This is a genomic window from Vibrio sp. SCSIO 43153, from assembly GCF_023716625.1.
GTDB classification, from domain to species: domain Bacteria; phylum Pseudomonadota; class Gammaproteobacteria; order Enterobacterales; family Vibrionaceae; genus Vibrio; species Vibrio rotiferianus.
In genome coordinates, this window is record NZ_CP071856.1 from 743,710 (window position 1) to 755,884 (window position 12,175).

General features: G+C 46.9%; 12 protein-coding genes. 7 read left to right on the plus strand and 5 right to left on the minus strand.

The genetic code is table 11. The annotated features are described in order from the left end of the window. Nucleotides 1-8: 8 nt before the first annotated feature. The 3 genes from phnW to phnX all read left to right on the plus strand — a co-directional run bounded on the left by phnW (nt 9) and on the right by phnX (nt 3,413). Nucleotides 9-1,112, plus strand: a complete 1,104-nt coding sequence (gene phnW / locus J4N37_RS19545; protein WP_252043153.1) for a 2-aminoethylphosphonate--pyruvate transaminase — start codon at nt 9-11, stop codon at nt 1,110-1,112. A 26-nt stretch (nt 1,113-1,138) separates the two neighbouring features. Further along, the gene (locus J4N37_RS19550; RefSeq protein WP_050920176.1) at nt 1,139-2,518 is read left to right on the plus strand and encodes an aspartate aminotransferase family protein; all 1,380 of its coding nucleotides are present in this window, start codon (nt 1,139-1,141) and stop codon (nt 2,516-2,518) included. A gap of 79 nt (nt 2,519-2,597) precedes the next feature. After that, a complete protein-coding gene (gene phnX, locus J4N37_RS19555) occupies nt 2,598-3,413 on the plus strand; it encodes a phosphonoacetaldehyde hydrolase (protein WP_252043154.1) in 816 nt (271 codons plus the stop codon). Nucleotides 3,414-3,499: 86 nt separating this feature from the next. Here phnX and J4N37_RS19560 read toward each other — a convergent pair whose 3' ends face one another. Next, nucleotides 3,500-3,862 carry an ATPase gene (locus tag J4N37_RS19560; protein WP_252043155.1) on the minus strand — a complete coding sequence of 121 codons (363 nt, stop codon included), beginning with the start codon at nt 3,860-3,862 and terminating at the stop codon, nt 3,500-3,502. A gap of 9 nt (nt 3,863-3,871) precedes the next feature. Further along, complete coding sequence (locus J4N37_RS19565; protein ID WP_252043156.1) at nt 3,872-6,247, minus strand: S8 family serine peptidase; 2,376 nt, start codon at nt 6,245-6,247, stop codon at nt 3,872-3,874. Nucleotides 6,248-6,681: 434 nt separating this feature from the next. On the opposite strand from J4N37_RS19565, the gene J4N37_RS19570 reads away from it, so the two are divergent. After that, nucleotides 6,682-7,938, plus strand: a complete 1,257-nt coding sequence (locus tag J4N37_RS19570) for an SGNH/GDSL hydrolase family protein (protein WP_252043284.1) — start codon at nt 6,682-6,684, stop codon at nt 7,936-7,938. A 127-nt stretch (nt 7,939-8,065) separates the two neighbouring features. Then, entirely contained in the window at nt 8,066-8,905 is an 840-nt protein-coding gene (locus tag J4N37_RS19575; protein ID WP_252043157.1) for a DUF3626 domain-containing protein, read from the plus strand. An 8-nt stretch (nt 8,906-8,913) separates the two neighbouring features. On the opposite strand, the gene J4N37_RS19580 is transcribed toward J4N37_RS19575, so the two are convergent. Continuing rightward, the gene (locus tag J4N37_RS19580) at nt 8,914-9,417 is read right to left on the minus strand and encodes a hypothetical protein (protein ID WP_252043158.1); all 504 of its coding nucleotides are present in this window, start codon (nt 9,415-9,417) and stop codon (nt 8,914-8,916) included. Nucleotides 9,418-9,600: 183 nt separating this feature from the next. Here J4N37_RS19580 and J4N37_RS19585 point away from each other — a divergent pair, with 183 nt between their 5' ends. After that, on the plus strand, nt 9,601-9,939 hold the full coding sequence (locus J4N37_RS19585) for a hypothetical protein (RefSeq protein WP_252043159.1): 339 nt from the start codon (nt 9,601-9,603) through the stop codon (nt 9,937-9,939). Between the two features lie 67 nt (nt 9,940-10,006). Here J4N37_RS19585 and J4N37_RS19590 read toward each other — a convergent pair whose 3' ends face one another. After that, nucleotides 10,007-10,546: an NUDIX domain-containing protein gene (locus J4N37_RS19590; protein ID WP_041054182.1), complete on the minus strand. Its 540-nt coding sequence runs from the start codon at nt 10,544-10,546 to the stop codon at nt 10,007-10,009. A gap of 259 nt (nt 10,547-10,805) precedes the next feature. Between J4N37_RS19590 and J4N37_RS19595 the strand changes: the two genes are divergently transcribed. Next, nucleotides 10,806-11,297: a hypothetical protein gene (locus J4N37_RS19595; RefSeq protein WP_252043160.1), complete on the plus strand. Its 492-nt coding sequence runs from the start codon at nt 10,806-10,808 to the stop codon at nt 11,295-11,297. A gap of 87 nt (nt 11,298-11,384) precedes the next feature. Here J4N37_RS19595 and yjjG read toward each other — a convergent pair whose 3' ends face one another. Next, nucleotides 11,385-12,059 carry a pyrimidine 5'-nucleotidase gene (yjjG, locus tag J4N37_RS19600; protein ID WP_020196620.1) on the minus strand — a complete coding sequence of 225 codons (675 nt, stop codon included), beginning with the start codon at nt 12,057-12,059 and terminating at the stop codon, nt 11,385-11,387. Nucleotides 12,060-12,175 lie beyond the last annotated feature (116 nt).

Sequence of the window (12,175 nt, forward strand, 5' to 3'; positions counted from 1 at the left end):
AAATCGAGATGAAAAACGAATACCTACTACTGACTCCAGGTCCTCTATCTACTTCTGAAACGGTACGTGAAGCCATGCTTAAAGACTGGTGTACTTGGGATGATGAATACAACAAAGACATTGTAGAAGTGATCCGCACTAAGCTTGTAAAACTGGCGACGGAGCAAGACGGCTACACCAGCGTACTAATGCAAGGTAGCGGCACCGCATCAGTCGAAGCAACGATTGGCAGTGCCATTGGCAAAGATGGAAAATTGTTGGTTGTCGACAACGGTGCTTACGGTGCGCGTATCGCTCAGATCGCTGATTACCTAAATATTCCATGCCATGTAGTTTCCCCAGACGAAACATCACAGCCACACTTGAACGAGGTGGAAACTGCATTGGCATCGGATCCTGCTATCACACACGTGGCGATTGTTCATTGCGAGACAACCACTGGCATGCTGAATCCAATTGAGGCATTTGCTTCTGCGGCAAAAGCACACGGTAAAGTCGTGATTCTCGATGCCATGTCGAGCTTTGGTGGCATTCCTATCGATATCGCAGAGCTAGGCATCGATTTTATGATCAGCTCAGCGAACAAATGTATTCAAGGCGTACCGGGTTTTGGCTTTGTGATTGCGAAGCAAACTGAGCTCGAAAAGTGCCAAGGTCAGGCACGTTCTTTGAGCCTTGATCTTTACGACCAGTGGCACTGCATGGAAGTGAACCACGGCAAATGGCGTTTCACATCTCCAACGCACACGGTTCGCGCTTTCTATCAAGCCTTGTTAGAGCTGGAACAAGAAGGCGGCATTGAGGCTCGTCATAACCGTTACCAAACTAACCAGAAAACACTGGTTGCAGGTATGCGTTCTTTGGGGTTTGAGCCACTACTGAGTGATGACCTTCACTCGCCAATCATCACTTCTTTCTACTCTCCGACGCACAGTGATTACCAGTTCAAAGCGTTCTACACACGTTTGAAAGAGCAAGGTTTTGTGATTTATCCGGGTAAGGTATCGAACGCAGATTGCTTCCGTATCGGCAACATTGGCGAAGTTTACCCAGCAGATATCGAGCGCTTAATCGGTGCAATTGAAAAAGCAATGTACTGGCAAGTTGCGTAAAGCAGCCTTCTGATTGAGAGAGCGTTATGACTCAGAATATCAAACCGACTCATTTTCGTAGTGAAGGCGATGTCAACACGACACCAGCGCGCCAAGCTTGGAATGCATCGATGGATGACGAACGCACGCAAACATTATTGAAGCGTGATTCGGAGGTCTTTCTTCATCAAGCCATGTCGACGCCTTGCTTAGATACCTTGGAAGCAGCAGAAGGCATCTACATCCAAGATGCCACCGGCAAAAAGTACATGGACTTCCATGGCAATAACGTCCATCAGCTGGGCTACGGTCATCCGCATGTGATTAAACGCGTGCAAGAACAAATTGCCAAACTGCCGTTTTCACCACGTCGTTTTACCAACGAAACCGCGATTGAATGTGCCGAAAAACTCACCCAAATCTGTGGCGGCGAATTGAACCGCGTGTTGTTTGCTCCAGGTGGCACATCTGCAGTGGGCATGGCTCTTAAATTAGCACGCCACATCACGGGCAATTACAAGGTGGTGTCGCTGTGGGATTCCTTCCACGGTGCATCGTTGGATGCCATCTCAGTAGGTGGCGAAGCGTGTTTCCGCCAAGGCATGGGACCATTAATGGCAGGTGTTGAGCGCATTCCACCAGCCGTATCTTACCGTGGCGCTTTCCCAGTTGCCGACGGTAGCGATGTGCATTATGCCGACTACCTTGAATACGTGATTGAGAAAGAAGGCGGCGTGGGCGCGTTTATCGCAGAAGCAGTTCGTAATACCGACGTACAAGTGCCAAGTAAAGCCTACTGGAAACGTATCCGTGAAATCTGTGACAAACACAATGTCATGCTGATCATCGACGATATCCCTAACGGCATGGGTCGCAGCGGTGAATGGTTTACCTACCAAGCCTACGACATCGAGCCAGATATGCTCTGCATCGGTAAAGGTTTGGGCGGAGGCTTAGTACCTATCGCAGCCATGGTAACCAAAGACAAATACAACACCGCCGAGCAAATCTCCATGGGTCACTACACTCATGAGAAAAGCCCTATCGGTTGTGCTGCGGCACTGGCAACCATGGAAGCTATTGAGCAAGACGGCTTGCTAGATAAAGCCAAAGCCGACAGCCAATTCATGCGTGAAAAGCTGCTAGAGATGAAAGCCAAATACCCAGTGATTGGTGATGTGCGTGGCATCGGCATGTTATGGGGCATTGAACTGGTCACTGACCACGAAAGCAAAGCACGCGCGTATGACGAAGCGGAAGCTGTGCTGTACCAATGCCTCAACAACGGAGTGAGTTTCAAGGTATCGCAAGGTAACGTGATTCAACTCAGCCCACCGCTGATCATCACCCGCGAACAACTGACAGAAGCGTTGGCGATCTTCGAAGAAGCGATCGCCAAAGTGTGCAAAGACTTTAACTACTTCTAACCTCAACAAAAACCAATTTATTCAGAGCGCGGTTCCAATGTGTAGGCAGCGCTCGGGCAAGCAAGAAAAAGGATTGAACATGAGCAACTCACCAATTCAAGCAGTGATCTTTGACTGGGCTGGCACTATCGTCGATTTTGGCTCTTTCGCGCCAACCAGCATCTTTGTGGAAGCGTTCAAACAAGGTTTTGATTTCGAAATCGACCTTGAAGAAGCGCGCGAACCAATGGGGCTTGGTAAGTGGGATCACATCCAAGCTGTGGGTCGTATTCCTGCGGTTGATAAGCGTTGGAATGAGAAGTTTGGTCGCTCAATGACCAGCGAAGACATCGACGCTATCTATACAGCATTTATGCCTCTGCAAAAAGCAAAAGTGGCAGACCACGCAGAGCCAATTCTCAATGCGATTGAAGTTGTGAACGGTCTGAAAGACAAAGGCATCAAGATCGGTTCTTGTTCTGGTTACCCTCGCGAAGTGATGGACGTATTGATTCCGGTGGCTGCGGATTACGGCTACAAACCGGATTACGTGGTAGCAACGGATGACCTGCCACAAGGTGGTCGCCCTGCACCATTTATGGCATTGAAGAACGTGATTGAGCTGAATGTAACCGACGTTAACGCGTGCATCAAAGTGGATGACGCAGCACCGGGCATCGATGAAGGTCACAACGCCGGTATGTGGACCGTTGGCTTGCTGCTTTCTGGTAACGAAGCAGGTCTGACGTTTGAAGAATACCAAGCTGCGGACGAAGCAACGCTTAATGCCGCTCGTGAAAAAGCGCGTGCAAAATTGCTCAAGAGCTCGCCGCACTACCTCATCGACACCATTGCTGACTTCCCAGAAGTGGTTGCAGATATCGAACGTCGCCTAGCAGCAGGTGAGCGTCCGTAATCTTCATCTTCCACCAATAAGTGAAAACAAACGCCCCTCACGTAAGGGGCGTTTTTCTTTTTGGCACTATCTTAAGCAAGTTTGGCTTATTGATGCGTACTTCCGTTAGATAGCAGCTTTCTTGTCGGCTCTTGCTCGGTGTATTCGACCGCATCGTGATCCGCGAGCTTATCGACTTCCGCCTGTTCACCCACCACAACCAACACGTGTTGTTTCACCAGAGCGTCGACCACTTCAATGTTGTGCTGACGAAGAAGCGCTCTCACTTCGCTCTCTTTTCCTTCATGATACTTAACAAAGTAACGTGCAGGTTGCTGCTCGGCTTGATCTTGGCGTTCATCCACGAGAGGAAATCCTTGATTGTTTGCCAAGCTGCTTGAGCTCAGTCCGATTGCCAATAGTGCGGTAGCGCCTACCGCAGGCAAAGAAAGTAAGGTCAACTTCTTCATAGTCACTCCTTATTGAAAGGTCAGAGTCCAACTGTTGATGGTGCCTGTGTCTCTTCTGGCATTGTCCACCGCTTTAAGTTCCCATGTGCCTTGTGATTCAAAACCAGAGAAGTCCGCTTGGAAACTGGTTTTAATGTCGTTCGCACCACCACCCGCATTGTCGTGCAGTACTACTTGACCACCGTCAGGTGACGTTAGCGTGACACGAAGATCGCCAATGTAGGTGTGAGTGATATCCAAGTCGATAGTCACTGAGCCTGCATCGCCAGAGCGAGCTACATCTAATGGGCTTACAATACCTGCAGAGCTGTTGTCAGGAATTGCTACTGCATTCGAGTTGGTGTAGCTAGAAGGTGCAGAACCGCCACCTGATGAATCGCCCGAACCGTTATGCGCGGCAACAAGAGAAACACCAGAGTACGCGCTGTAGCCGTAAACCAATACTTCATATTGCCCTGCGCCAGATACGTTCAAGCTACAGCTTTCGCCATTACCGCCCGCCCATGAACGACAATCGTAAGTGCTGGTGCTTGGTGTGCCGTTAAAGCGCACGTAAAGGTCAGCATCACCAGAACCACCACTCATGTTGAATGTCGCTTGCGTTGCATCCGCTGGGACGTCAAACACGAATACAGTGCTTGATTTGCTGCCGCCAGAAAGCTGCGTTTTCGCCACGCCATTTTCTAGAACGTTGTCGTTGTCAGAACCACCGCCATCCGGACCATTACAGCCTGCGTCTAGGTATTGTTTCGCAGCCTCAGCATTTACAAGACCATGACCAGTGCGGTTATCACGACCTGTTACGTCGATGTCCGTTGCTGTCTTGATCAGTGCGTTACGTACTTGTGCTGCGGTACAGGTTGGATGGTAACTCCACACTAAACCTGCAACACCCGTTACGTGCGGTGTCGCCATCGAAGTACCGTTGTAGTACTCGTAGTCTTCACCCTTGGTGGTCGATACCGTGATGTCTTGACCAACATAGCCCAACAGCTCCTGACCGAAAGCACGATCAACCGTCACTGACACAATACGCGCCGCGTTGTTTTGATCGACAAGGAAAGGATTCTGCAAACCCGGTAGCTCAGAGTTACTGTACACAATCGCCGCACTTGCGCCTGCGTTGTAACACGCTTGAACAGCATCGATTTCTGGGTAGTTGCCTGATGATTGGTTACCCACACGCTCGGTCAAGCAGATCTTGCCAGACATATCGCCACAGCTGAAGCTGCTACCAGATACATCACAGCTTGCAAGTGTCGCCGTGATAGAACCGGCTACTGGATCAGGACCGTAACTGCCACCCGATTGGATCAAGCGGTTGTGAGGAACGATACCACGATCGAACTGGCTAACACCGTTCAAGCGAATGTCTGAAAGCTTACCCTCGCCCACGGTCACCGTAGACAGAATTGCTACGCCCGGACCTGCGATTTCAACTTGGTCTGTCGCTTGGGAAAACGCCGCGTGATCACGCTTATCATCCACCGCCGCAACGGACATAACTGAATCGTAAGATGCTGGGTAACTGTGCGCAGTATTACCATCGTTACCCGCAGCGGCAATCAGCAGCACGCCTTGGTCGTAAATGGTTTGCAACGCGTTTTTCTCTGTCACACTCGACTGGCTACCACCAAGGCTCATGTTGACCACGTTCGCGCCGTTGTCAGCACAAGTTTGTACCGCTTTCACCAAGCTGGATGAGTAGCCCCAACCCGCTTCATTGAACACCTTAACGATGTGCAAATTCACGTTTTGGTTTGGCATAACGCCTTTGATGCCTTCCGTGTTGGCAATCGCGGCAATCGTACCCGCTACGTGTGTACCATGAGCGTTGTTGTTCCCCGGAACACTCCAAGAGCCTGTACCGCTGTCATTCGTACCCGACACTCGGTTACCACTCAGATCGTTGTGCGCCAAATCGTAGCCCGAGTCGATGATACACACGGTGCGATTCCCTGCATTCGAGTCATCCAGAAGCTGAGCGTTCACCGCCTCGTAGCCCCATGGGATAGTCTCGCTTAACAGATAACGCGGAGGGTCAATTTCAACGTATTCCACATCGCTGCGATTACGCAGTTGCCCCAACTCCGAGTCTTCCATTTCCACACTGTAGATCGCGCGGTTTCCTAGCTTTTCCACTTTACGCGCTTTGAGCTGATCTAAGACCGACTCTTGCGCGATGCGTGGCCCCCAGAATGAGTTCCCACCTAATGCTGAAGGACTGGACGTATCTTCTTTAAATTTGACGATGTATTTGGTCGGCAAGTTAGATTCGTCGAACCCCGTCAGAGGAGCCGCATGCGCTGACATCGAAAATGTCAGTGCCACTGCAACGGCAGACAATGAAAACAAGCCATTTAATTTAGTTGTTGTGTGATGCATTTGCTCTATTCCTTTTTGAGCTGATTTTTATTCACTTTATGCTCATGAAAAATCATTCACCTATCATTAACATGAGCTACTCAGCTATAGAATATCGCTTAAAAATGCCAAACAATTTGTTTCATGAATACACAACAATGAACAAAAGATCATCTAAACAACAGATTTAGTTAACATCAAAAATATCCTTAAAACCTTATAAAGCAATTACTTATTAACGCCAAAAGTGCATGTTAAGGTAATGTTAGTGAGTAATTATTCTAGATTTTATAAATTGCTACTATTTACCAAATATATTGAAATTCGATTACGGTACCAAAATTAACAAAATGAATAATTAGATGTTTGACTAATTAGTTCTTTTACTCAAAATGGGGGAGTAGATGAGATATATTCTCACTTAAATCATGACGATAATCATTACAGAAGAGTCAATCATGAAAAAAACAATCACCTTATTAAGTGCATTACTTCCTTTCGCTACTGCCTATGCTGCAGAACCTTCTTTGTCCCCAGAAATGGTCACCGCTGCGCAAGTGGCTAGTGCTCAAGGCCACCAAACGTATACTTATGTTCGTTGTTGGTACCGAACAAGTTATTCACTTGACGAGCCCGCGACCGATTGGGAGTGGGCAGAAAATCCAGACGGCAGCTACTTCACGCTTGATGGCTACTGGTGGAGTTCGGTTTCTTTCAAGAACATGTTCTACACAGACACACCGCAAAGTGTTATCAAGCAACGTTGTGAGCAAACTCTTGACCTAGCAAATGAAAATGCTGACATCACCTTCTTTGCAGCCGATAACCGTTTCTCCTACAATCATACCATCTGGAGCAACGACCCCGTCATGCAGCCTGACCAAATCAACAAGGTCGTAGCGTTGGGTGACAGCTTGTCTGATACGGGCAACATCTTTAACGCATCACAATGGCGATTCCCGAATCCAAATAGCTGGTTCTTGGGACACTTCTCAAACGGTTTCGTGTGGACTGAGTACATTGCTCAGGCGAAAAACTTACCGCTATACAACTGGGCGGTTGGTGGCGCGGCAGGCGAAAACCAATACATAGCTCTGACTGGTGTGGGTGAGCAAGTTTCCTCTTACTTGGCATATGCGAAACTGGCGAAAAACTACAAGCCTGCTAATACCCTGTTTACCCTCGAGTTTGGTCTAAATGACTTCATGAACTACAACCGTAGCGTGCCAGAAGTGAAATCAGACTACGCGGAAGCCTTGATTAAACTGACCGACGCAGGTGCGAAGAACTTGTTGTTGATGACACTACCAGATGCAACACGTGCACCACAGTTTACCTACTCGACTCAAGAAGAAATCAACAAGATCCGCGCGAAGATCGTGGAAATGAATGAGTTCATCAAAACACAAGCGGCGTATTACACTGCACAAGGCTACAACGTTACCTTGTACGATACGCATGCACTGTTTGAAAGCTTAACAGCAAATCCAGAGCAACACGGTTTTGTAAACGCGAGCCAAGCTTGCCAAGACATCAACCGCTCTTCATCGGTAGATTACCTATACCATCACTCATTGCGTTCTGAGTGTGCGTCTTCTGGCTCTGATAAGTTTGTATTCTGGGACGTAACACACCCGACCACAGCAACACACCACTACGTGGCAGAAAAAATGCTAGAAAGTACGAATCAATTGTCAAACCATCCTTTCTAAGCTAACGAAACTCATAGAACCTCTCTGTAGTCGAGAGGTTCTAATTGCCTTATTCCCATTCATAAGCCAGAGATTGTATTCGTCGTTCGAACTCGATAAGTTGAAAGAAAACTCTGAGGTCAACGTCATGCTCGAACATCCTTTAACTCAACGCGCTCTTGAAATCATTCGCTCGAAATCTGTTGGAGCACCTCAATCACATCCATTTTCGGTCACAATTAACTTCCATCCCGATCGTTTGACCTCTCAAGGCATACCTCTTCTCAAAGCAATTGCGCAAGACGGAAAGCTCAAATCTCAGTTTGAAACCGGTACAAGCAATGGCGGATTAACAGCTTATAAAGGCGGAGAGCGTTGGCGTTGGGAGCAACGCGTGTTTGATGGTGTGTACGACAATAGCCAACCAAATCAACGCCCAAAGTATGGCGCGTTAAACTTCTCAGGTTCAGAAGTTGGCGCTTCACCAAGATTTGGGTCGAGCTACTTCTTATTGAAACCAGAGATCACTAAGCGAGCGACATTTTGTTATCCAGATAGCTTCTTCGAGCCAGAGCACTTCGCCACCATTGAACGTGTTCAACCCTTGTTGGATGAGTTAAACGCACAAGCGCCAGACAGATTGGATGCCTATATCGAAACTCAAATCCACGGCGATTTGCGCTTGGAGGAAGATATTCGAGCCTTGGTGCTCGATCCTTCATTTAAAGGCACAGAGGTAGAAGATTACGCTCGCGAGTTACCAGTTGAAATTCGTTGGCACAGTGGCTTTTGTGTCTCAATAGAAGACATCAATCTTTATCCAGACTACAGAGGACAAACCATTTTAGACATCGCAAATCTGGTTGCAGAAAATGGCATGCTAACACCACGCATTATTGGTGAAGCGGTAAAAGCAAAAGCGTTTGACGAGCAAGATTTGAAGAAAGTGTGGCACTACTTAGCGCGATTTGGGTTTGATTATCGATAAGCTAACGATTAAAAGCCACCAGCCCAGCTATCGAATTCATCAATCACATCTAGCTCTTTTTGAGTTCGAGGGCGAGGATAATAAGGTAGAGCAAGTAGCTTTTCTGACGGCATTAGCAGCCAATCTGGTGACATCTTCATACGCACCAATTCTTGCTCCCCTTCACGACGCACAAACATATAATAACCATCTGCGTGGGTATTGGCGTAGCTGGCGATTTGTACAATCTCGCCGCTTGGCAGTTTGACTTTGCGTCCCAAAGGATACAAACGATGCAGCGCAAAGCTCACATGCGCATCCTCTAGATAACCCTTTTTGAATCGAGAGATACCAATCGCAGTCGACGTTGTTCGATGAGACCATCCCGCTAGCTTCAAGCCCTTGAGAGAATCTTTAAATGGTTGTCCTTTTGGCTCACCTTCATTGGAGATGAATTGCACCGTTAGCGCGTCACCTTGCTCATCTAAAATCTGCAAGAACTGCTCACCCGTTTTATCTGCCAATAATTTCACGTTACTGCTCCGCCAAAAGGTTTGTGAATGGAATACTATAAAGCCACCCTCGCAAAGTTCAAGCTCATCGTTTCGATCCACTTTCTGATGACTTGTGCCCTCTTAACTAGAATGTAAATCGACAGATTTTATAAATTATGTCAATGTATTGGTCTACTTAGACAATGCTAGCAAGGATTCAGTTTGTTTAGACTTTTGCAAATTGTGGCGCTGATTAACATCATCGCTGTTGCAGTTGTTTTTGGGCTATCTCACTACATACCTCAATTTCAATCCACCCATTTAAGTGATTTTCTATTCTTCGTGCTTGTAGTTATTTGGGCACTAGCGAAGTTTACTTGGGAAGGAGGCATGTACTCCCGCCATTCAGAATTCGATGATGAGTTCACTGATAAAGTACATTCAATGGTCGATAAACAGCATTTAACGACAGACTTAAACAAAAACTATCAGCTTGGATTTATCTTTCTTATCGCAGGTTTACCGTCCCTTTTCATTAACCTTGCAATGATGATTTGGTAGCTTTATCAAAGTAGAACCTAAATCAGCAGCATTTAAGATAACGGTGTATTCAGCAGACGGCTCCTTCTTACACTAAACCTTTTAGTTTAGCTAACCCATATGCTGCGATGGTGACGCAGTCTTTGATTTCACCATCTATCATCATTTGCTCGAACGCTTCAACTGAGAACGAGCGTGTGATCAAGTCTTCTTCTTCGCTGTCTAGCTGATTGCCCACTTCGGCTAACTCACTCGCGAAATACACATGGCAAGTTTGGTTTAAGAACCCATAAGCGATGAACTGCGCACCAACGTACTCCATCTTATTGGCCTGCATGCCTGTCTCTTCTCGAAGCTCACCTTTTGCTAGCTCAAGATGATCCGCATCTGGATTTGATTCCCACGCCCCTTGCGGGATTTCCCAACAACGTTGCCCTACGGTGTAACGAAACTGCTGTACTAAGTGAATCACGCCGTTATCGATCGCCAGAATCGCTGCACAGTCTGGCTTGTCGACCACACCGTAGATGCCCTCTGCTCCACTAGGACGTTGGATCTTATCTTCACGTACCGTCATCCATTTGTTTTGATACACCACTTTGCTATCGAGCTGCTTGATGTCTGCCATGAGAGTCCTTACTGCTTGATTCTTCGAAATTAGTGATTGGGTTAAAAGCCATTCTAACGCTGTTTGCGTGTCAGTTTGTAGACGGTTTTCAAATTCAACGCGCTTATTGGTATTCAATATATCCCATCAAAACAATCATTCATCGCAATGATTGCGATGGCGCGAAATGGCAAGTTTTCAGCTCGAGGAACTCATATAGTTAACCCATCGACGCAAGGCATGGCTTTGCAAACTTGTTCATTATTGATTGAGGGTTCTTATGAGCGCATCGGATAAAGTCTACGGTTTCAACACTCCACAACGTCTGTTTGTTGGTTATACCTTGGCGGTATTGGTAGACCTTACGGTACTGAACTTCTATGACGAATATTGGGATTTCGTAACCATTGATTCATTTACGATTTCTTTCGCCGCGGCATTACTGCTTCAGTTGCTCTTGAAGTTGTCTATTAAAGCGGAACACAAAATCGCAGAGCACTTTAAATCGAAGCCGGGTACGGCACCTAAGATTTACCGTGGTATCTCGACTTACGTTATCTTGGTCGGTTCGAAGTTCGTGATGCTAGAAGCCATTAACATTCTGTTCGGTGACAAGGTTGACTTTAGTGGTCCTTGGAACGGTGTCGTTGCCTTCTTTGCGGTGGTGTTTACTATCCTGATTTCAGAAGTCATCGTCGGTAAGATTTACTTCAAACTTGGTGAGAAAGAACAACAAGCACAACGTGAATTGGCGGAAAACAACGCTAGCTAATAAGCGAGATCGATGAACACAAAACAGCATCGATAGAAACAAAAAAGCGCTGAGAAATCAGCGCTTTTTTTGTTTGTTCACTTAAGCTTAAGCGACAAGGATGTTCTTAAGCTCGTTCAACGATTCCACCGTGTAGCTTGGTGCAATACGCTCATCTACACTTGCACCTGTGGTGTTCAGCCAACACGTTTCAATGCCAAAGTTGTTACCGCCCAAGATATCGGAATGCAGGTTGTCACCCACCATCAATACGCGCGTCTTACATGGGTTGCCCATTTGCGTCATCGCGTATTCAAAGATACCCAGATCCGGCTTAGCAATACCAACTTGCTCAGAAATCACCACGTGCTCGAAGTAATCGCTCATACCTGTGCGCTCTAGGCGAATCGCTTGCAGCTCGGTAAAACCATTGGTGATGATGCCCATTTTCGCTTTACCTTGCAGCGCTTCCATCAACTCTTTCGCACCCGGCAACAAAGTACAGATATCCGCCATCGCTTCTAAGAATGCAGTGTTGAGATCCGCTGTTGTGGTGTTGAGCTTTTCTGCCCATTCGGTAAAGCGTTTGTGCTTAAGCTCATCTGCCGTCACTTTACCATCTTGGTAATCTACCCAAAGTGGCTTGTTGACCGTTTGGTAGTGGGCAAAATCTTGCTCGGTGAAGTCTACGCCTTTGCGAGAAAACATCAGCTGCAAACCTTTGAAGGCATCAAAGTGAAACAAGGTTTCGTCAGCATCAAACAAGATCCAATCGTATTTCATTTTCTTCTTTCCAATATCCAGGTCGTTTTCTGCCACATAGTCTAATTGTTTTCTTCTTGAAGACAATCTCTATAATTGGAAAATGATTGTATCGTTTTTCTCAACAATATGACTAA